Source organism: Paracoccus sp. MA (genome assembly GCF_020990385.1).
Lineage (GTDB): Bacteria > Pseudomonadota > Alphaproteobacteria > Rhodobacterales > Rhodobacteraceae > Paracoccus.
The window spans coordinates 1,556,017-1,575,228 of the sequence record NZ_CP087598.1 but is presented as its reverse complement, the minus strand read 5'-3'; the positions used below and the strand labels follow the sequence as shown (position 1 = coordinate 1,575,228).

Sequence of the window (19,212 nt, the reverse complement as noted above, 5' to 3'; positions counted from 1 at the left end):
AGGGCCGATATTGGCTGGGAGCGGGCGCTCAATGGCCCGAATGATCCGAGGCGTGGCCCTGGTGGCCTGCGGGCGCGGCATTCATGGCGCGCACCGCGAACGGCAGGGCGATTTCGCCCGCCTTCTCGAAGACCAGCGTCGCCTCGACGGTCTCGCCCTCGGCAAAGGGTTCCGCGACCTGCATGAACATCAGGTGATAGCCGCCGGGCTTCAGCTCGACCGAGCCGCCCGCCGGGACCGGCAGGCCATCGGGCAGTTCGCGCATCTTCATCACGTCGCCGTTCATGGTCATCTCGTGGATCTGCACCGCGCCCGCCCGCGGCGAACGGGCCGCGACCAGGCGGTCGTCCTGGCTGCCCTTGTTGGCGATGGTGACATAGCCGCCTGCCACCGGCGCATTGGGCGGCATGGCGCGGACATAGCCGTCCGAAAGTCGCAGATCTCCATGCGTTACGGGATCGGCCGAGGCCGAGGCGGCAAGGAGGCCAAGGAAAAGCGCGCCCAGCATCGGGGCGGCCAGAATTCTGGATTTCATGGTTCTATCTCGTGTCTGGAACTGCCTTCACCGCCCCCAGTGGGCGATGGCGAGGATCAGACGGCGGGCGGCCCCCGGGCGGAGGGGGCAAGCACCTGCGCGCGCAGGATGCGCAAGTCATGGGCGGGTGCCGGTTCGGCGGGACGGGGTGCATCCGGCTTGGCCGATTGCACCGTGGGCGCCGTCTCCAGAACCGGCTGGGCGTGGGCCGACCAGTCGCAGGGCGGCTTCGGCGTCCTGGGGATGGGCGCATCCTGCCGGGCGCGGTATTCATCGGCCGTAATGACGCTGCCGTCATCATCCAGCACCATCTCGACCGGCAGGTGATCGGCGCAAAGCACCACCATGAAGCTTTGCGGCGTCGGCCCGGCCGCGACCATCGTGCCTTGCGCCATCAGCGACAGCAGCACGAAGGGCAGCACCATGAGCAGCGCCAGCACCCGGCCGCAAGCCGGACGAACGCGTGCAGATGATGGCGCGATTCTGCTCACCGAAAACCCTTTCCCCTGTCTCTATAGCGCGCGATGCGGCACGCGCGCCAGACGTCTGAGTTTTCCTGGCGATATTGCTGCTGATGCGCGCCCTTTTCCAGGGCTGGGCTGTCCGGTGAGCGTTTTTCCCCTCATCGGAGACAGAGAATGGCCCTCAGAAGCCGTTTCGGCGCTGTTGCGATCTGCGGTCTTGCGGCGGGCATGGCGCCGGCGACCGATTATCCGCTTTCCATCGGGAATTGCGGCCAGACCCTCGTGTTCGACGACGCGCCCGAACGCGTGGTGACCATCGGCCAGTCCACCAGGTGGTGACGGTATCTCTAAGTCATTGATTCATTGGAATATGGGGTCTTTGCCGGTTTCCCTTGATGCGCGCGGAATCGTCCCGGCGGGCCGCAGCGCGCGCATCTACGATCGCAGCGAAGTGGCCGATCTGCTGGTGCAAATCAGCCCGCCGGAGAAAATCCGCTTGACGGCCTTGCGCACACGATTGCTTTCGCTTGCGCATGCTTATCCTTTCTTTGGCACCCTTAGTCCCCACCTCACCCGAGCATCGGTTTTCCGGCAACATAGGTCTGGGCGATGGCGCGGTCGTCGCCGAGGATCTGCAGGATGAAAAGCTCTTCGGCCAGGGTCTCGGCCCGGTCCATGCGCAGCGCCATCGCAGGCGTGGCGCGGCTGTCGAGCACCACCAGGTCGGCATCGCTGCCGGGGTCGAGCGTGCCGATGCGGTCGGCCATGCCGAGCGCCAGGGCATTGCCGCGCGTCACCCAGTGGAAGGCGGCATAGGGATGCAGCTTCTGGCCGCGCAGCTGCAGGATCTTGTAGCCCTCGTTCAGGGTCTGTAGCATCGAGTAGCTGGTGCCGCCGCCGACATCGGTGGCGATGCCGCTGACCACGCCCGCGGCGCGCAGGCCCGCCTCGTCGAAAAGGCCCGAGCCCAGGAACAGGTTCGAGGTCGGGCAGAACACCGCGCGCGAACCGGTCTCGGCCATGCGGGCGATCTCGCGCGGTTCCAGGTGGATGGAATGGCCGAGCAGCAGCTTATCCGAAAGCAACCCATAGGTCTCGTAGATGTCGAGATAGTCGCGCGCCTGCGGATAGAGGCTGAGGGTGAAGGCGATCTCGTCCTTGTTCTCGGACAGATGCGTCTGGATATGGCAATCGGGATGTTCGCGCACCAGTTGCCCGGTCATCTCCATCTGCTCGGGCGTCGAGGTGATGGCGAAGCGCGGGGTGATGGCATAGCGCAGGCGGCCGCGGCCGTGCCATGTTTCGATCAGCCGCTTGCTGTCGTCATAGCCCTGTTGCGGGGTGTCCAGAACCGCCTCGGGGGCATTGCGGTCCATCATCACCTTGCCGGCGACCATCGCCATGTCCCGCGCCTCGGCGGCCTGGAACAGCGCCTCGGCCGATTGCGGATGTACCGAGCAGAAGGCGACGACGGTGGTGGTGCCGTGCGAAAGCAGCAGGTCGAGGAACTTCTCGGCCATCAGCGGCGCATGGCCCTGCTGGGCGAAGCGCGATTCCTCGGGGAAGGTATAGGTGTTGAGCCAGTCGAGCAGCTGCGCCCCCCAGCTGGCGATCACCTGCACCTGCGGGAAATGGATATGGGTGTCGATGAAGCCGGGCAGGATCAGGTGCGGCCGGTGGTCGATCTCCGGCAGGGCGGGGTCGCGCAGGCTGGCATAGTCGCCGATGGCCGCGATCTTGCCGTTCTCGGTGATGACGGCGCCGTCCTCGTGATAGGTGAAGGCGTTCTCGACCTCGGCGGGGTCGGCGTGGAAGGAGAGCGTGCGCCCCCGGATCAGCTGTCGCATGAGTATTTTTCAAACGGTGAAACGGTTTCGGTCAGGCGGCCGATGATCTCGGCGGCGGTGAAGGCGGCGATGACCTCGGGGCGCTTGTCGCGCGACCAGCCGGCGCCGATGGGGCAGGTCAGCCGGTCGGTGTCGAGCCCTTGGGCGCGGGCGAAGCGGCGGAACTGCGCCAGTTTCGTCCGGCTGCCGATCATGCCGATATAGGGCGCGTCCAGGCGGCGCAGCGCCTCGGCCGCCAGCAGGAAGTCCAGCGCGTGGTCATGGGTGACGATGATGTGGCTGGTGCCGAAGGGGGCATTGCGGATCTCGGCCTCGGGCAGGGGGGTCAGGCGGGTCTCGCCTGTCACTTGCGCCAGTTCGCTTGCGCGCTGGTCGATCAGGACCGGGCGCAGCGGCAGGAGCGCCAGGGCCTTGGCGAGCGCCCGGCCGACATGGCCGGCGCCGAAGATCAGCACCTGCGGATGCTCGGGGCCGGCCGGGGCTTCGGCCACGCGGGTCAGGGCAAGCTCGACCCTTCCGCCGCAGCATTGGCCGATCTCGGGACCCAGGGGCACGTCCATGCGGGCGGCGGTCTCGCCGCGTGCCAGCATCTGCCGGGCGCGGTCGATGGCCATGTATTCCAGCTGGCCGCCGCCGATGGTGCCGGTCAATCCCTCGGGGGTGACGAACATCGCCGCCCCTTTCTCGCGCGGCGAGGAGCCGCGGGTGCGGGTGATCTCGACCCGGATCATGGCCGCAGCCGCTCGATGGCCATCAGCACGCGCTCGGGGGTGGCGGGCGCGTCGATGCGCGGGTTTTCGCGGTAGCCGTTGAAGCTCGCCACCGCCATGTTCAGCGCCTGGAAGACCGAGATGCCCAGCATGAAGGGCGGCTCGCCCACCGCTTTCGACCGCTTGATCGTCGCCTCGCGGTTCACCGACCAGTCGGCCAATGCGACGTTGAAGACCTTGGGGCGGTCCGAGGCCAGCGGGATCTTGTAGGTCGAGGGGGCGTGGGTGCGCAGCCGGCCCTTCTGGTCCCACCAGAGTTCCTCGCTGGTCAGCCAGCCGGTGCCCTGCACGAAGGCGCCCTCGACCTGGCCCTTGTCCAGCGCCGGGTTCAGGCTGCGGCCCACGTCATGCAGCACGTCGGCGCGCTCGATGACATATTCGCCGGTCAGCGTGTCGACCGAGACCTCGGAACAGGCGGCGCCATAGGCGAAGTAATAGAACGGCCGGCCCTGCCCGGTGTCGCGGTTCCAGTGGATCTTGGGGGTCTTGTAGAAGCCCGCCGCCGACAGCTGGATCCGCGCCAGATAGGCGGTGTTGATGAAATCCTCGAAGGGCATTTCCTCGTTGCCGATCTGCACCGTCTCGCCGATGCTGACCAGTTCGGGCGGCACGCCCCTGGCTTCGGCGGCGAAGGCGGTCAGCCGCTCGATCAATTGCCGGCAGGCGTCCAGCGCCGCCATGCCGTTCAGGTCCGAGCCCGAGGAGGCGGCGGTGGCCGAGGTGTTCGGCACCTTCTCGGTCGTCGTCTTGGTGATCCTGATGCGGTCGATGCTGACCCCCAGCGCCTCGGCCACCACCTGCGCGACCTTGGTGTTCAGGCCCTGGCCCATCTCGGTGCCGCCGTGGTTCAGGTGGATCGAGCCGTCGGAATAGATGTGGATCAGTGCGCCGGCCTGGTTGTACCAGGTCGCGGTGAAGCTGATGCCGAACTTGACCGGGGTCAGGGCGATGCCCTTGCGGATCGCGCCGCCCTCGCTTTCGGCGCGCGCGTTCCAGTCCAGCACCGCCTGGCGGCGGGCGTGATAGTCGCTGCTGGCCTCCAGCTCCTCGAAGATGCGCGGCAGGATCTGGTCCTCGACCTCCTGGTGATAGGGGGTGAGCTGGCCGTTCTCGTAGAGGTTCAGCTTGCGGATCTCCAGCGGGTCGCGGCCGAGCTGATAGGCGATGTCCTCGACGATGCGCTCGGCCATGACCACCCCTTGCGGGCCGCCGAAGCCGCGGAAGGCGGTGTTCGAGCAGGTGTTGGTCTTCATCGGATGGCTGCGCAGCTCGACCGCCGGGTAGTAATAGGCGTTGTCGGCATGGAACAGCGCCCGGTCGGTCACCGGCCCGGAGAGGTCCGCGGAAAAGCCGCAGCGGGCATAGAAATCGGCATCGACGGCGTGGATCTTGCCGGTCTCGTCATAGCCCACCTCGTAGTCGATGACGAAATCGTGGCGCTTGCCGGTGATCGAGAAATCGTCGTCGCGGTCGGGGCGCAGCTTGACGGCGCGCTTGAGCTTCTTGGCCGCCAGTGCCGAGATGCAGGCGAAGGGGTTCATCTGCGATTCCTTGCCGCCGAAGCCGCCGCCCATGCGGCGCACGTTCACCACCACGGCGTTCGAGGGCACGCCCAGCACATGGGCGACCATGTGCTGCACCTCGCTGGGATGCTGGGTCGAGACGTTGACCGTGACCTCGTCGTCCTCGCCGGGGATCGAGAAGGCGATCTGGCTTTCCAGGTAGAAATGTTCCTGCCCGCCGACCGTCAGCCGGCCGGACATGCGCCGGGGCGCGCGGTCCATTTCGGCCATGTCGCCGCGCTTGAGCTTCAGCGGCTTGGTCACATAGCCCAGCCCGGCGTCGCGGGCCGAGATGGCGTCGATGGCGAAGGGCAGTTCCTCGTATTCCACGCGGGCCAGCTGGCAGGCGCGGCGGGCCTGGTCGCGGGTCTCGGCCACCACGGCGAAGATCGGCTGGCCATGGAACTGCACCTCGTCCTCGGCCAGCAGCGGCTCGTCGTGCAGCCCGGTGGGCGAGATGTCGTTATGGCCGGGAATGTCCGCGGCGGTCAGCACCAGATGCACGCCGGGGGCCTTGCGCACCGCGTCGAGATCCATCGAGACGATGCGGCCATGCGCGACGGTGGAAAGGCCCAGATAGGCGTGCAGCGTGCCGACCGGCTCCAGCAGGTCGTCGGTGTAATCGGCCTGGCCGGTGACATGTTTCACGGCCGAGTCGTGGATGATGGGGGTATGGGCGGCGCCCTTGACGAAAACGTCCTGTTTCATTCGACCCTCCTCAGGCGGTGGTCTGCGCCCTGCTGTTCAAGCCAGAAGCGGCGGAAGAAGTTGGCGGCGAGTTGCTGGCGATATTCCTTGCTGGCCCGCCAGTCGCTGAGCGGCTGGAAGTCGTTTGCGACCGCACGCGCGGCGGCCTCGAAGGTCTCGGCGGTGAAGGGTTGGCCCTTCAGCGCCGCCTCGGCCTGGGTGGCGCGTTTCGGCGTCGCGGCCATGCCGCCGAAGGCCACGCGCGCGTCGATGATCGTGGCGCCGTCGGTTTCCACCCGGAACGCGGCGGCCGAGGCGGTGATGTCGGCGTGATGGCGCTTGCTGACCTTGTAGGCGGCGATCTTCGCCTCGCCCTTCAGCGGCACGGTGATCGCCTCGACGAATTCGCCGGGGCGGCGGTCCTGCTTGCCGTATTCGATAAAATAATCCTCGATGGGCAATTCGCGGGTGCCCCCGGCGCTGCGCAGCCGCAGCGTGGCCCCCAGCGCGATCAGCAGGGGCGGCGTCTCGCCGATGGGCGAGCCGTTGGCGACATTGCCGCCGATGGTGCCGGCGTTCCTGACCTGCCAGCCGCCGATGCGCAGCCAGTAATCCACCGCCTCGGGGAAATGTTCGCGCAGGAAGGGCTCGAACTCGGTATAGGTCACGCCGGCGCCGATGGTGATCCGGCCGTCCGCGAGTTCGATCCGCTTGAGGTCCTGCAGATGGCCGATGAACACGGCCGGAGAGATGTCGCGCAGGAATTTCGTCACCCACAGGCCCACGTCCGTGGCGCCGGCGACGATGGTCGCCTTGGGGTTCTCGGCCAGCACCTGCGCGAGGTCGGCGGCATCGGCCGGCAGGATGGCGCGGTCCTCGCCGCGCGAGACCTCGACCCGCTCGGCCGGGATGGCTTGCAGGGCGGCGGTGACGCGGTCGCGCTCGACGGTCAGCGCGTCCATGTGCTGCCCGCCGGCTTCCGAGGCGGCGAAGGCGGCCTTCACGATCGGCTCGTAGCCGGTGCAGCGGCACAGGTTGCCCTGCAGCGCCGTCTCGATCGCCAGCATGTCGGGGCGCGGGTTCTGCATCCACAGCCCGTAAAGCGCCATGACGAAGCCCGGCGTGCAGAAGCCGCATTGGCTGCCGTGATGCTCGACCATGGCGGCCTGGACCGGGTGCAGCCCGCCATCGGCGCCGCGCAGATGCTCGACGGTGACGACATGGCAGCCGTGGCACGAGGCCAGGAAGCGGATGCAGGCGTTGATCGGTTCGTAATGCAGCCGGCCTTCATGCAGGCGGCCGACCAGCACCGTGCAGGCGCCGCAATCGCCTTCGGCGCAGCCCTCCTTGGTGCCGGTCAGACGGCGGTTCAGCCGCAGGAAGTCCAGCAGCGTGTCGCGCGAGCCCGCCTCGGTCAGGCGGATCTCGGTATTGTTCAGAAGAAAGCGCAATTCGTGGCCCATTCGGTCCTCGCTCGGGATGGCTGGGTATGGGAAAAGCCTAGATGCGAATTGCTCTTTGCGAAATCTCGGATTGAGCATAAGACTTTCAGCGATTCCTTGAAAGAGGCGGGTTGAAGCCATGCCATATCTTGAAAGTCTGCGGGTCTTCGTCCGGGTGGTCGAACTGGGCTCGATCACCGCCGGCGGGCGCGACCTGCGCATGTCGCCGGCGGTGGCCTCGAACCGCATCAAGGACCTGGAGACGCGCTACGGGGTGCGGCTTCTGAACCGCACCACGCGCAAGCTGGTGCCGACCGAGGTGGGGCGGGCCTTCTACGACAATGCCCGGCGGGTGATCGAGACGCTGGACGAGGCCGAGGCGGTGGTCTCGGGCTTTTCCGGCATGCCGCATGGCGCCTTGCGGGTGACGGCGCCCCTGGGCCTGGGGCGGCGGCTGATCGCGCCCCTGGTGCCGAAATTCTGCGACGAATATCCCGGCGTCGAGGTGCGGCTGCGGCTGTCGGACCGCAACGTGGACATCATCGCCGACGGGATCGACCTGGCCTTCTTCCTGGGCGAGCCGCAGGATTCGGCGCTGAAATGGCGGCGGATCGCGGAATGCCGGCGGGTGCTGGTGGCGACCCCGGCGTATCTGGAGGCGCATGGCCGCCCCGAGCGCCCCGAGGACCTGACCGCGCATAACTGCCTGCTGCTGCGCTATCCGCGCAGCCCGGAATATTACTGGGTGCTGCAGACCCCCGAGGGGCCGCAGAAGCTGCTGGTGAACGGCAAGTTCGACGCCGACGACGGCGACGTGCTGAGCAACTGGGCGCTGGGGGGCAGGGGGATCGTCAATCGCCCCCGCTACGAGGTGGCTGAGCATCTGGTCGCGGGGCAGCTGGTCGAGGTGCTGCCGGACTACCCGCCGATTCCCTCGCAATTCGGCGTGCTGACGCCGCATCGCCGCCTGCAGGACCCGAAGGTGCGGCTGTTCGCCGATTTCATCGCGCGGGAGGTGCGGGGTCTGTTCGCCTGACCGCCTCGTCCCGCTGCCATTCCATGACGTGCAGATAGGGGGCGCGGCGATAGCGCGCCACCTGCCGCGGCTCACCGCCCTGCGGGGCGGGCTCGTCGAAATGCACCAGCCGCAGCCCCTGCGCCAGCAGCACCTGCATATAGGCATGGAAAGGCCGGTGCCAGTTGCGGATCAGGATGCCGCGCCAGCTGACCCATTCCGCGCGTTCCTCGAGGTAATTGTCGATCAGGTAGCCCGAGCCGGGATCGCCGTTCCAGCCGCCCGCCGTGCTGAAGGAGTTCAGGTTGGCGATCAGCAGGCTGCCGCCCGGACGCAGGACGCGCACCATCTCGGCGATGGCGGCGCGGATGTCGTCGATGTCGATGAGCGTCAGGTAGCTGACCACCAGGTCGAATCCGGCATCGGGCAGGGGCAGGGCCTCGGCCCGGGCCTGCAGATAGGTGCCGGCGCGGTCGCGGCTGCGCGCGGTCTCGATCAGCTTCGGGGTCGGGTCGATGCCGGTCGCCGCGATGCCCTCGGCACCGAGCATCCGGCAGAAGCGCCCCTCGCCGCAGCCCACGTCCAGCGCGTTGCGGAAGCCGCGGCCGCGGATGCGGGCCAGCATCGGCGCGTCGAGCACATGGCGGCGCGAGAAATCGCCGGTCTCGCCCATGTCGGCGATCCAGGCCTCGGCGGAAGCGTCCCAGCCGTTGCTGCTGTCCATGCTCTTCTCCCCGGGTTCGGCGGAGAAGCGTATTAGCCGATCGGCGGGGCATGGGCAAACCCCGCGGCGACGGCCGGTCAGTTCAGCGCAAAGGTCCTGGGCAGGCCACGATACCAGTCGATGATCGCCTGGCGTTCCTGCGGCTCCATGAAGCTGACATTGGCGGGCGGCATGGCATCGGTCACGCCGGCCTGGATATAGATCTCGCGCGCGGCGCGGGTGATGTCGTCGGGGGTCTCCAGCAGGACGCCCTTGGGTGCGGTATGGATGCCCTCGTAGCCCGGCTCGCGGGCGTGGCACATGCTGCAGCGGCCCATGACCGCTGCATAGGCCTCGTCCCAGCCGGGCGCATCGACCATGGCCTGCTGCGTGGGCGTCAGGACGCGGGCCTCGGATTCCTCCAGCGTCTGGCGGAACATCGGCGCGGTCGAGAGCCACATGACGACGATGAACAGGATGGTGGTCACCGCCCAGGTCCACCACTTCATGCCGCCGCCGGCATGCATGGTGTTGAAGAAATGCCGGATGGTCACGCCCATCAGGAAGACCAGCCCCGCGATCACCCAGTTGTATTCCGTGGCGAAGGACAGCGGATAGTGGTTCGACAGCATCAGGAAGACGACCGGCAGGGTCAGGTAGTTGTTATGCGTCGAGCGCAGCTTGGCGATCTTGCCGTATTTCGGATCGGCGGGACGCCCGGCCTTGAGGTCGGCGACGACGATGCGCTGGTTCGGCATGATGACGAAGAACACGTTCGCCGTCATGATCGTCGCCGTGAAGGCGCCCAGATGCAGCATGACCGCGCGGCCGGTGAAGACCTGGTTATAGGCCCAGCCCATGACCATGAGCAGCGCGAACAGGATCAGCATCAGCAGGGTCGGGGTTTCGCCCAGCTTCGACTTGCACAGGTTGGTATAGATGAGCCAGCCGATGGACAGCGAGCCGGCCGAGATCAGGATGGCCTGCCAGGGCGCCAGATCCATCTTGGCGGGGTCGATCAGGAACAGCTCGGAGCCGACCCAATAGGTGACCATCAGGAGCGCCGCCCCCGAGATCCAGGTCATGTAGCTTTCCCATTTGAACCAGATCAGATGCTCGGGCATCCGCTCGGGCGCGACCAGGTATTTCTGGATGTGGTAGAAGCCGCCGCCATGGACCTGCCATTCCTCGCCATGCGCGCCGGGCGGCAGGCCGGGCACCTTGCGCAACCCCAGGTCGAGGGCGACGAAATAGAAGGACGAGCCGATCCAGCAGATGGCGGTGACGACATGCGTCCAGCGGATGGCAAAGGCGAGCCAATCCCACATGACGGCGAAATCGGACATGTTCTGTCTCCTGTCTAGCTGGGGAAAGACTAGCCGCTTCGCGGGGTTGCGAGTATTCACGCATTTCCCCTTGCTGTCTTAACGATGCGTTGAAAATCTTTTGCCGGGCCTTGCGGAAACGAAAAAGAGGGGGCTTTGCCCCCTCAGGCCCGTGCCGGGCCTTTCACCCCCAGGGTATTTGGAAAACCGAGAAAGCGCCGGCGGCTCAGCTGCCGCGATAGGTCGAGAAGCCGTAGGGCGAGATCAGCAGCGGCACATGGTAATGGTCCTGTTCCGACATGCCGAAGCGCAAGGGCACCTGGTCGAGGAAGCGGGGCTTGGCCGCCTGATGTCCCTGGGCGTCGAGCCAGGCGCCGACATGGAAGACCAGTTCGTATTCGCCGGTCTGGAATTCCGCCTCGGGCAGGATATGCCTGTCGGTGCGGCCGTCGTGGTTGGTGACGGTCTCGGCGATCAGCCGGCGCTCGGGGTCGAGGCGGTAGAGTTCGATCCGCATGCCCTGCGCGGGCGTGCCGTTGGCGGTGTCGAGCACATGGGTGGTGAGGTAACCGGGCATTTTCGTCCTTTCCTTGTCAATCCGCGAGCCGGGAGATGGCGGCGCGGGCCTGTTCGTTCAGGCGATTCGGGTCTGCGGTCAGCAGGTGGTGATCCTGCACCACGGCGCGGCCTTCCACATAGACCGCGCGCGGGCGGATCGGGGCGCAGAAGACCAGCGCGGCCACCGGGTCCCATTGGCCGGCGGCCGGCAGTTCCGAGACGTCCCAGAGCACCAGATCGGCGCGTTTGCCGGGTTCCAGCGCGCCGATATCGCTGCGGCCCAGCACCCGGGCGCCGCCGAGCGTGGCGATCTCCAGCGCCTCGCGGGCGCCGAGGGCGGCGGGGCCGTCCTTGAGGCGGGCGACCAGCATGGCCTGCCGCGCCTCGAGTCCCAGATGGCTGCAATCGTTGCTGGCCGAGCCGTCGACGCCCAAGCCGACCGGCACGCCCGCGTCGCGCATCCGGCGCACCGGGGCGATGCCCGAGGCGAGGCGCGCGTTCGAACAGGGGCAATGCGCGACCCCGGTGCCGGTGCGGGCGAAGAGGTCGATTTCCTTCTCCGACAGCTTCACGCAATGCGCGTGCCAGACATCGTCGCCGGTCCAGCCCAGGCTTTCGGCATAGTCGCCGGGCAGCATGCCGAAGTTTTCCAGCGAATAGGCGATGTCCTCGTCGTTTTCCGCCAGATGGGTGTGCAGCCGCACGCCTTTCTCGCGGGCGAGGATGGCGGCGTCGCGCATGAGTTCCCGGCTGACCGAGAAGGGCGAGCAGGGGGCGAGGCCCACTTGCACCATGGCGCCGGGATCCGGATCGTGGAAGGCCGCGACCAGGCGCTCGCTGTCCTTCAGGATCGCGGCCTCGTCCTCGACCAGGGCGTCGGGGGGCAGGCCGCCCTTGGACTCGCCGATCGACATGGCGCCGCGGGTGGCGGTGAAGCGGATGCCGATTTCCGAGGCGGCCTCGATGCTGTCGTCGAGCCGGGCGCCGTTCGGGAACAGGTAGAGGTGGTCCGAGGAACAGGTGCAGCCCGAGAGCGCCAGTTCGGCCAGGCCGATCCGGGTGGAGAGCCGGATATCCTCGGGGCCCATGCGGCCCCAGATCGGATAGAGGGTGCGCAGCCAGCCGAACAGCGCCGCATCCTGCGCGGCAGGCACGGCGCGGGTCAACGTCTGGAACAGGTGGTGATGGGTGTTGACGAAGCCGGGGGTGACGACGCAGCCCCCGGCCTCGACGATCTCGGCGCCTTCGGCGGAAAGACCCGGGCCGACGGCGGAGATGACCCCGCCGTCGATCAGGATGTCCCCGCCTGCGATCTCGCGCCGGGCGCCGTCCATGGTGACCACCACTTCGGCGCCCCTGATGAGCAGGCGTTTCGTCATCAATGCGCCTCGGCGGCGTGGGCTGCGGCGGCGATCTCCTCGTCGCTGGCATGCGGGGCGCCGTTGAAGAACCAGTTCAGCAGCACGGCGGCCACGGCGGCCAGCAGGATGCCGGAATGGATCAGCGTGTGCAGCGAATGCGGCAGCCACTGGTTGAAGTCGGGCGCGATCATCGGGACCATGCCGAGGCCCAGCGAGACGGCGACGATGAACAGGTTGTGCTTGTTGCCCTTGAAGTCCACCGTCGAGAGGATGCGGATGCCGGTCGCGGCGACCATGCCGAACATCACCAGCCCCGCGCCGCCCAGCACCGTGGTCGGCAGCGATTCGACCAGCGCGCCCATCTTGGGGATCAGGCCCAGCACGATCATGATCGCGCCGCCCGCCACGCAGACGAAGCGCGAGCGCACGCCGGTCACGCCCACCAGACCGACGTTCTGGCTGAAGGAGGTATAGGGGAAGGTGTTGAACAGCCCGCCGATCGCGGTGCCCAGCCCGTCCACGCGCAGCCCGGCCGACAGCGCCTTGGGCGTCATCCTGCGGCCGCAGATGTCGGAAAGCGCCAGGAACATGCCGGTCGATTCGATCATGGTCACGAACATGACCAGCAGCATGGTCAGGATCATCACCGGGTCAAAGATCGGCATGCCGAAATGCAGGGGCTTGATCGGCGCGAACCAGGCGGCCTCGGCGATGCCGTCGAAATGCATCATGCCCATGACCGCCGCCAGCAGCCCGCCGATGACGATGCCGAGCAGCACCGCGATATTGGCGACGAAGCCCCGGGCGTAGCGCGCGATCACCAGGATCGCCGCCAGCACGGTGATGCCGATCAGGATGCGCGACAGCGAGGCGTATTCCGGGTTGGGCACGGTCGGCATCAGCTTGACGCTTTCCGGGACGTCGCCGGTGGCGCGGGCGGCCTCCAGCCAGGCCTGGGCGGCGGGATCGACCAGCTGCGGCGCCGTGGGGCCGACCGGCAGGCCGAAGATCCAGTTGATGCCCACCGGCATCAGGCTGACGCCGATCACCAGGATCACCGTGCCGGTGACGACGCTGGGAAAGAAGCGCAAGAGCCGGCTGACCAGCGGGGCGAAGAAGATCGAGATGAGGCCCGCCGCCATGATGGCGCCGAACATCATCCGCGCGCCTTCCTGCCCGGGGTTCGATGAGGCGATGGCGACCATGGGGCCGACGGCGGCGAAGGTCACGCCCATCATCACCGGCAGCTTGATGCCGAACCATTGCGTGGCGCCGAAGCTTTGGATGATGGTGACGATCCCGCAGACGAACAGGTCGGCGGAAATCAGAAAGGCCACGTCCTGCGGCGAAAGCTGCAGGGCGCGGCCGACGATCAGCGGCACCGCGATGGCGCCGGCATACATGACCAGCACGTGCTGGAAGCCCAGGGCCAGCAGCCGAGGCGCGGCGATGCGCTCCTCGACCGGGTCGAACCCAGGATTGGTTTCAACTGCTTTCATACGTCCTTATCCTCCCTTGTTCAGGACGCGAGCGGCACGGGTCAGATTTCGACCTCTTGCGCCACCCCCTTGTGTTTCGCCAGTTCGACGACCGCCTTGGCCACCGCGAGGTCCTGCAACCCGACGCCGGTGCCGTCGAAGATCGTGACCTCGGCATCCCCGCGGCCCGGGTTGTCGCCCGCCACCACGGCGCCGATCTCGCCGATCTGATCCTCGCGGATCAGGCCCGAGGCGATGGCGTGCTGGCATTCGCCGATGCTGACCGACTGCGCGACCTCGTCGGTGAAGACCCGGGCGCGCGCGACCAGCGCCGGGTCCAGCTCCTGCTTGCCCTTGGTGTCGGTGCCCATGGCCGCGACATGCGTCGGGCCCTTGACGTGCTGATCCATCAAGAGGGGCGAGAAGGACGAGGTGATCGAGATGATCACATCGGCCTCGGTGCCGAGCCGGTCCAGCTCGACCGCCTCGAAGGGCAGGCCCAGCTCGGCCGCGGTATCGGCAAGGCGCGACAGCATCTCGGGATGCGGGTTCCAGCCGATGACCCTCTCGAACCGGTGCACATTGGCCGCCGCCCGCATCTGGAAGGCGGACTGGTGGCCGGCGCCGATCATGCCCAGCACCTTGGCGCCCTTGGGCGCCAGATACTTGATCGACACGGCCGAGGCCGCCGCCGTGCGCAGCGCCGTCAGCAGGTTGCCGCCCACCGCCGCCGAGACCCGGCCGGTATCCGGGTCGAACAGGAACACGGTGGACTGGTGGTTGATCAGGTTGTGCTTCTGGTTGTTCGGCCAGTAGCCGCCGGCCTTCAGCCCCAGCGTCAGGGCCGAGGCGTCGAAGCCGCCCTTGAAGCCGTAGAGCGCGTCCTCATGGCCGATGGCCTCGCGCACCACGGGAAAGTTGTAGGCCTTGCGCCGGGCCATCGAGGCGAAGACCGCCTCGATGGCCTCGAAGGCCGCCTCGGGGGTCATCAGACCCGCGATTTCCTTTTCGGCGACGACGAGCATCAGTAGCCCTTCCCGCGCGCCGAGACCGGCCAGACCGTCTCGACCTTGCCGTTCCGCACGCCGACATACCAGTCATGGACGTTGCAGGTCGGGTCGCAATGGCCCGGCACCAGCCGCAGCTTGTCGTTGACCTTCAGGACGCCGTCCTTGTCCTCGACCACGCCGTGCTCGTCGCTGCACTTGATGTATTTCACGTCGTCGCGGCCATAGACGAAGGGCAGGCCGCTATCGACCGACTGCGCCTTGAGGCCGGCATCGACCACCGCCAGATGCGGCTTGGCGTGGCTCATCACCGAGGTCAGGATGAACAGCGCGTTCTCCCATTCGCCCTGGTCGATGCGCTTGCCTTCGGCATCGTGGATGCGGCCGTAATCGGCATCCATGAAGGCGTAGCTGCCGCATTGCAATTCGTTGTAAACGCCCGAATTGCTTTCGAAATAATAGGACCCCGTGCCGCCGCCCGAGACGAATTCGGGCTTGAGCCCCTCGGCCTCCAGCGCCTCGACGGCTTCCTTCACCTGGGCGATGGCGGCGTCCAGCTTGGCCTTGCGGTCCTCGAAGCTATCCATGTGCTGCATGGCGCCCTGATAGGCCTGGATGCCCTTGAAGGTCAGGTTCGGGGCGGCATCGGCGGCCTTGGCGATCTCGACCACGGCTTCCTTGGTGGTCACGCCGCAGCGGCCGGCGCCGCAATCGATCTCGACGAAGATGCCGAGCTCGGTGCCGTGGCGCTGCGCGGCGGCCGAGAGGTCGGCGATATTGGCCAGGTCATCGACGCAGACCGTCACCGTGGCGCCCAGCTTGGGCAGCCGGGCCAGGCGGTCGATCTTGGCCGGCTCGCGCACCTCGTTGGTGACCAGCACGTCCTTGATGCCGCCGCGGGCAAAGACCTCGGCCTCGCTGACCTTCTGGCAGCAGACCCCGACGGCGCCGCCCAGCGACTCCTGCAGCTTCTGCACGTCCACCGACTTGTGCATCTTGCCGTGGCTGCGGTGGCGCATGCCGTGGGCCTTGGCATAGTCGCCCATCTTCCTGACGTTGCGCTCCAGCGCGTCCAGGTCGAGGATCAGGCAGGGCGTCTGGATCTCGCTCTCGTCCATGCCGGGCAGGGCGGGAATGTCGTAGCCGACCTCGTAGCCGGAGAAATCCGTTTTCGCGTTCATGGCACTCTCCTCAATTCGGGTTCAGTTCCACGGCAGCTTGTCGAGATCGACATTGCCGCCGGTGACGATGATGCCGACACGCTTGCCGGCGAAGGCTTCGGGGTTCTTCAGGATGGTGGCCAGCGGCACGGCGCTGGAAGGCTCCATCACGATGCGCAGGTGCTTCCAGATCAGCTTCATCGCATCGACGATCTCGGCATCCGAGGCGGTGTAGATTTCGCTGACGTGGTTCTTGACGAAATGCCAGGTCAGATCCTTCAGCGGCACCAGGAGCCCGTCGGCGATGGTCTTGGGCGCGTCGTCGGCGATGATGTGGCCGGCCTTGAAGCTGCGATAGGCGTCGTCGGCCTGCTCGGGCTCGGCCGCGATCACCTTGACCTCGGGCGCCAGCGTCGCAAGCGTCAGGCAGGTGCCCGAGATCATGCCGCCGCCGCCGATGGGGGCCACGACCGCTTCCAGCCCGTCCACCTGTTCCATCAGTTCCTTGGCGCAGGTGCCCTGGCCGGCGATCACGCGCGGATCGTTATAGGGATGGACGAAATCGCCGCCGGTCTCGGCCTGCACCTTGGCGAAGGTCTCCTCGCGCGAAGAGGTCGAGGGCTCGCATTCGGTGATCTTGCCGCCATAGCGGCGCACGGTGTCCTTCTTGGCCTGCGGCGCGGTGCGCGGCATGACCACGTTGCAGGGGATGCCGCGCAGCATCGCCGCATAGGACAGGCAAGAGGCATGGTTGCCCGAGCTGTGCGTGGCGACGCCCTTGGCCGCCTGCGCCTCGTCCAGGCCGAAGACCGCATTGGTGGCGCCGCGGACCTTGAAGGCCCCCGGCTCCTGGAAATTCTCGCATTTGAAGAACAGCTGCGCGCCGGTCAACTCGTTCAGATAGTCCGAGCTGCGGATCGGCGTGCGGCGGATATGCGGCTTGATCCGCTCATGCGCGGCCAGCATGTCCTCATAGGTCGGGATATACATGGCGTCCTTCATCCTCAGGCGGCCTTCTTCTGCGCGGCGGCGGTGGTCTGGCGGTAATGTTCCTGCGCGGCGGCGACGCCCGAGCCCAGCCGGATCGGCAGGCCCAGATCGGCCATCACCATTTCGGCCGTGGCGATGCCGGACAGCGCCATGGCGTCGGTCAGGCTGCCCAGGTGGCCGATGCGGAACACCTTGCCCGCGACCTGGCCCAGGCCGGTGCCGAAGGCCATGTCATAGGTCTCCAGCGCATGGCTGACGATCAGGTTGGCGTCGAAGCCCTCGGGCACGCGGATGGCGCTGACGCTGTCCGAATAAAGCTCGGGGCGGACGGCGCAGAGCTTCAGCCCCCAGGCATCGACCGCGGCGCGCACGCCGCCGGCGATGCGGCGATGGCGGGCGAAGACGTTCTCCAGCCCCTCGGCCAGCAGCCGCTCGCAGCTGAGGTTCAGCCCGTTGATCAGCCCGACCGGCGGCGTGTAGGGATAGCCGTTGCGGGCATAGCCGGTCGCCATGTCGCGGATGTCGAAGAAGGTGCGCGGCAGGCGCGCGCTTTCGACCGCCTCCATAGCCTTGGGCGAGAAGCCGACGATGGCCAGGCCCGGCGGCAGCATGAAGCCCTTCTGGCTGCCGGTGACGGCGATGTCGACGCCCCATTCGTCCATGCGGAAGTCCATCGAGCCGATGGAGCTGACGCCGTCGACGAACAGCAGCGCCGGGTGCTTGGCGTTGTCCAGCGCGCGGCGGACGGCGGCGATGTCGGATTTGACGCCGGTCGCGGTCTCGTTATGCGTGGCCAGCACGACGCGGATCTCGTGGCCCTTGTCGGCGGTCAGGATTTCCTCGAAGCGGTCGGCCGGGATGCCCTCGCCCCAGGGCGTCTCGACATAGGTGACGTCGAGCCCGTGGCGCTGGCACATGTCGATCCAGCGATGGCTGAACATGCCGTTGCGCGCCGCCAGCACCTTGTCGCCGGGCGACAGCGTGTTGGTGATCGCGGTTTCCCAGCCGCCGGTGCCGGTCGAGGGGAACAGGAAAACCTGCGCCGTTTCGGTCTTGAGGACCTTTTTCACCCCTTCGAGAGCCGGGTGCAGCATGCGCCCGAACACCGGCGAGCGGTGGTCGATGGTGGGCATGTCGACGGCCTTGCGCATCTCCTCGGGGATGTTGGTCGGGCCGGGAATGAAGATCGGGTTCTGGCTGGTCATGGCAATTCCTCCTGCGCTTGTGGACCAAGCTACGTTTTGCTGTCCATCGATGCAATTTTTCTGAAAAATATTTCGCAATCGCGGAAAAATAGCGTAAAGTGGCGTGGAATCAGATGGTTGCTCTTTTCCACAGCGGAATGAGAACTTTCAAGAAATCCGCGAAGTTGTCGAAAGGAAAAATTGAATGTCGGTTCAGATTCGGAAACGCGGCCGTCCGAGGGGCCGCGCCGGCGGGTTCGGGGCCGAGGATTCGGGCGGCATCCGGGCGCTGGACAGGGCGCTGGACATCCTGGACCTGATCGCGATGTCGAACGGCCTGACCCTGACCGAGATCGCGCAGCGGCTGGAGATGGCGCCCTCGACCGTGCACCGGGTTCTGGTGACGCTGGCGGCGCGCGGCGTGGCGGAAAGCGACAGCCAGACCCAGGCCTGGCATGTCGGGCCGACCGCCTTCCGCCACGGCTCGGCCTTCATGCGCCGCTCGGGCCTGGTCGAGCGGGCGCGGCCGCTCTTGCGCCGGCTGATGGAGGTGACGGGCGAGACGGCGAACCTGGGCATCCTAAACGGCGAGGCGGTGCTGTTCCTGAGCCAGGCCGAAACGCATGAGACGATCCGCGCCTTCTTTCCGCCCGGCACGCGTTCGGCCCTGCATGCCTCGGGGATCGGCAAGGCGCTCCTGGCCCATGCCCGGCCGGCCGACCTGAAGCGGATGATCCGCGAGATGGCGCTGGAACGGTTCACGCCGATGACGCTGAGCGACCCGCAGGCGCTGCTGGACGACCTGGCCCGCATCCGCGCCCGCGGCTATGCGCTGGACAACGAGGAGCGCACCCCCGGCATGCGCTGCATCGCCGCGCCGATCTTCGATTTCGCGGGCGAGGCGGCGGCGGGAATCTCGGTCTCGGGGCCGACATTGCGCATGTCGGATGCGCGGCTTGAGGCGATGGCCGAGGCGGTGATCGCGGCGGCGCGTGAACTGTCCTTTGGCATGGCGCCGCCGGCGGCCGAGGGCTGAAGGACATGATTCGTCTGCCCGGAAAGGCCGGGATCGTTAGAATCCTTCGGAAAATCCGGGAGTTTCGAGACCGATTTGTTCATTAATC

The 19,212-nt window shown here is 67.1% G+C and carries 18 protein-coding genes; 3 read left to right on the top strand and 15 right to left on the bottom strand.

Annotation, left to right across the window (positions count from 1 at the left end):
- Positions 1 to 28: 28 nt before the first annotated feature.
- Entirely contained in the window at positions 29 to 535 is a 507-nt protein-coding gene (locus tag LOS78_RS14870; protein WP_230377332.1) for a copper chaperone PCu(A)C, read from the bottom strand.
- A 56-nt stretch (positions 536 to 591) separates the two neighbouring features.
- Entirely contained in the window at positions 592 to 1,026 is a 435-nt protein-coding gene (locus LOS78_RS14865; protein WP_230377331.1) for a hypothetical protein, read from the bottom strand.
- A gap of 147 nt (positions 1,027 to 1,173) precedes the next feature.
- Here LOS78_RS14865 and LOS78_RS14860 point away from each other — a divergent pair, with 147 nt between their 5' ends.
- On the top strand, positions 1,174 to 1,338 hold the full coding sequence (locus LOS78_RS14860; RefSeq protein WP_230377329.1) for a hypothetical protein: 165 nt from the start codon (positions 1,174 to 1,176) through the stop codon (positions 1,336 to 1,338).
- Between the two features lie 230 nt (positions 1,339 to 1,568).
- On the opposite strand, the gene guaD is transcribed toward LOS78_RS14860, so the two are convergent.
- From guaD to xdhA, 4 genes are read right to left on the bottom strand one after another with little or no spacing between them, the layout of a single operon-like run.
- A complete protein-coding gene (gene guaD / locus LOS78_RS14855) occupies positions 1,569 to 2,846 on the bottom strand; it encodes a guanine deaminase (protein WP_230377328.1) in 1,278 nt (425 codons plus the stop codon).
- Positions 2,834 to 3,577, bottom strand: a complete 744-nt coding sequence (xdhC, locus tag LOS78_RS14850; RefSeq protein ID WP_230377327.1) for a xanthine dehydrogenase accessory protein XdhC — start codon at positions 3,575 to 3,577, stop codon at positions 2,834 to 2,836. The genes guaD and xdhC overlap by 13 nt, the downstream gene beginning before the upstream one ends.
- Complete coding sequence (gene xdhB / locus LOS78_RS14845; protein WP_230377326.1) at positions 3,574 to 5,886, bottom strand: xanthine dehydrogenase molybdopterin binding subunit; 2,313 nt, start codon at positions 5,884 to 5,886, stop codon at positions 3,574 to 3,576. The genes xdhC and xdhB overlap by 4 nt, the downstream gene beginning before the upstream one ends.
- On the bottom strand, positions 5,883 to 7,328 hold the full coding sequence (gene xdhA, locus LOS78_RS14840) for a xanthine dehydrogenase small subunit (RefSeq protein ID WP_230377325.1): 1,446 nt from the start codon (positions 7,326 to 7,328) through the stop codon (positions 5,883 to 5,885). The genes xdhB and xdhA overlap by 4 nt, the downstream gene beginning before the upstream one ends.
- Positions 7,329 to 7,446: 118 nt before the next feature.
- On the opposite strand from xdhA, the gene LOS78_RS14835 reads away from it, so the two are divergent.
- Positions 7,447 to 8,343 (top strand): LysR family transcriptional regulator, encoded by an 897-nt coding sequence (locus LOS78_RS14835; RefSeq protein ID WP_230377324.1) that lies wholly within the window; start codon positions 7,447 to 7,449, stop codon positions 8,341 to 8,343.
- On the opposite strand, the gene LOS78_RS14830 is transcribed toward LOS78_RS14835, so the two are convergent.
- From LOS78_RS14830 to bhcA, 9 genes are all read right to left on the bottom strand, one after another.
- The gene (locus LOS78_RS14830) at positions 8,309 to 9,046 is read right to left on the bottom strand and encodes a class I SAM-dependent methyltransferase (protein ID WP_230377323.1); all 738 of its coding nucleotides are present in this window, start codon (positions 9,044 to 9,046) and stop codon (positions 8,309 to 8,311) included. The genes LOS78_RS14835 and LOS78_RS14830 overlap by 35 nt on opposite strands.
- A 77-nt stretch (positions 9,047 to 9,123) precedes the next feature.
- Positions 9,124 to 10,371, bottom strand: coding sequence for a urate hydroxylase PuuD (locus tag LOS78_RS14825; protein ID WP_230377322.1), 1,248 nt, complete (start codon positions 10,369 to 10,371; stop codon positions 9,124 to 9,126).
- A 205-nt stretch (positions 10,372 to 10,576) separates the two neighbouring features.
- Positions 10,577 to 10,927, bottom strand: coding sequence for a hydroxyisourate hydrolase (gene uraH / locus LOS78_RS14820; RefSeq protein WP_028712346.1), 351 nt, complete (start codon positions 10,925 to 10,927; stop codon positions 10,577 to 10,579).
- 16 nt (positions 10,928 to 10,943) lie between these two features.
- Complete coding sequence (locus LOS78_RS14815) at positions 10,944 to 12,287, bottom strand: 8-oxoguanine deaminase (RefSeq protein WP_230377321.1); 1,344 nt, start codon at positions 12,285 to 12,287, stop codon at positions 10,944 to 10,946.
- The gene (locus tag LOS78_RS14810; protein WP_230377320.1) at positions 12,287 to 13,768 is read right to left on the bottom strand and encodes a nucleobase:cation symporter-2 family protein; all 1,482 of its coding nucleotides are present in this window, start codon (positions 13,766 to 13,768) and stop codon (positions 12,287 to 12,289) included. The genes LOS78_RS14815 and LOS78_RS14810 overlap by 1 nt, the downstream gene beginning before the upstream one ends.
- 41 nt (positions 13,769 to 13,809) lie before the next feature.
- Positions 13,810 to 14,772, bottom strand: a complete 963-nt coding sequence (bhcD, locus tag LOS78_RS14805) for an iminosuccinate reductase BhcD (RefSeq protein WP_230377319.1) — start codon at positions 14,770 to 14,772, stop codon at positions 13,810 to 13,812.
- Entirely contained in the window at positions 14,772 to 15,935 is a 1,164-nt protein-coding gene (bhcC, locus tag LOS78_RS14800) for a 3-hydroxy-D-aspartate aldolase BhcC (protein WP_230377318.1), read from the bottom strand. The genes bhcD and bhcC overlap by 1 nt, the downstream gene beginning before the upstream one ends.
- Positions 15,936 to 15,956: 21 nt before the next feature.
- Positions 15,957 to 16,916: a beta-hydroxyaspartate dehydratase BhcB gene (gene bhcB / locus LOS78_RS14795; RefSeq protein WP_147428863.1), complete on the bottom strand. Its 960-nt coding sequence runs from the start codon at positions 16,914 to 16,916 to the stop codon at positions 15,957 to 15,959.
- Between the two features lie 2 nt (positions 16,917 to 16,918).
- Complete coding sequence (gene bhcA / locus LOS78_RS14790) at positions 16,919 to 18,109, bottom strand: L-aspartate--glyoxylate aminotransferase BhcA (protein ID WP_230377317.1); 1,191 nt, start codon at positions 18,107 to 18,109, stop codon at positions 16,919 to 16,921.
- 184 nt (positions 18,110 to 18,293) lie between these two features.
- Between bhcA and bhcR the strand changes: the two genes are divergently transcribed.
- A complete protein-coding gene (gene bhcR, locus LOS78_RS14785; RefSeq protein WP_028712352.1) occupies positions 18,294 to 19,124 on the top strand; it encodes an HTH-type transcriptional regulator BhcR in 831 nt (276 codons plus the stop codon).
- Positions 19,125 to 19,212 lie beyond the last annotated feature (88 nt).

What these genes read in the sequence shown, in the direction of transcription:
- bhcD (WP_230377319.1), bottom strand. Translation starts at nt 14,772, where the DNA reads ATGCTCGTCGTCGCCGAAAAGGAAATCGCGGGTCTGATGACCCCCGAG.
- uraH (WP_028712346.1), bottom strand. Translation starts at nt 10,927, where the DNA reads ATGCCCGGTTACCTCACCACCCATGTGCTCGACACCGCCAACGGCACG.
- guaD (WP_230377328.1), bottom strand. Translation starts at nt 2,846, where the DNA reads ATGCGACAGCTGATCCGGGGGCGCACGCTCTCCTTCCACGCCGACCCC.
- bhcB (WP_147428863.1), bottom strand. Translation starts at nt 16,916, where the DNA reads ATGAAGGACGCCATGTATATCCCGACCTATGAGGACATGCTGGCCGCG.
- xdhC (WP_230377327.1), bottom strand. Translation starts at nt 3,577, where the DNA reads ATGATCCGGGTCGAGATCACCCGCACCCGCGGCTCCTCGCCGCGCGAG.
- xdhA (WP_230377325.1), bottom strand. Translation starts at nt 7,328, where the DNA reads ATGGGCCACGAATTGCGCTTTCTTCTGAACAATACCGAGATCCGCCTG.
- LOS78_RS14870 (WP_230377332.1), bottom strand. Translation starts at nt 535, where the DNA reads ATGAAATCCAGAATTCTGGCCGCCCCGATGCTGGGCGCGCTTTTCCTT.
- LOS78_RS14810 (WP_230377320.1), bottom strand. Translation starts at nt 13,768, where the DNA reads ATGAAAGCAGTTGAAACCAATCCTGGGTTCGACCCGGTCGAGGAGCGC.
- bhcA (WP_230377317.1), bottom strand. Translation starts at nt 18,109, where the DNA reads ATGACCAGCCAGAACCCGATCTTCATTCCCGGCCCGACCAACATCCCC.
- bhcC (WP_230377318.1), bottom strand. Translation starts at nt 15,935, where the DNA reads ATGAACGCGAAAACGGATTTCTCCGGCTACGAGGTCGGCTACGACATT.
- LOS78_RS14815 (WP_230377321.1), bottom strand. Translation starts at nt 12,287, where the DNA reads ATGACGAAACGCCTGCTCATCAGGGGCGCCGAAGTGGTGGTCACCATG.
- LOS78_RS14860 (WP_230377329.1), top strand. Translation starts at nt 1,174, where the DNA reads ATGGCCCTCAGAAGCCGTTTCGGCGCTGTTGCGATCTGCGGTCTTGCG.
- LOS78_RS14830 (WP_230377323.1), bottom strand. Translation starts at nt 9,046, where the DNA reads ATGGACAGCAGCAACGGCTGGGACGCTTCCGCCGAGGCCTGGATCGCC.
- LOS78_RS14825 (WP_230377322.1), bottom strand. Translation starts at nt 10,371, where the DNA reads ATGTCCGATTTCGCCGTCATGTGGGATTGGCTCGCCTTTGCCATCCGC.
- bhcR (WP_028712352.1), top strand. Translation starts at nt 18,294, where the DNA reads ATGTCGGTTCAGATTCGGAAACGCGGCCGTCCGAGGGGCCGCGCCGGC.
- xdhB (WP_230377326.1), bottom strand. Translation starts at nt 5,886, where the DNA reads ATGAAACAGGACGTTTTCGTCAAGGGCGCCGCCCATACCCCCATCATC.
- LOS78_RS14835 (WP_230377324.1), top strand. Translation starts at nt 7,447, where the DNA reads ATGCCATATCTTGAAAGTCTGCGGGTCTTCGTCCGGGTGGTCGAACTG.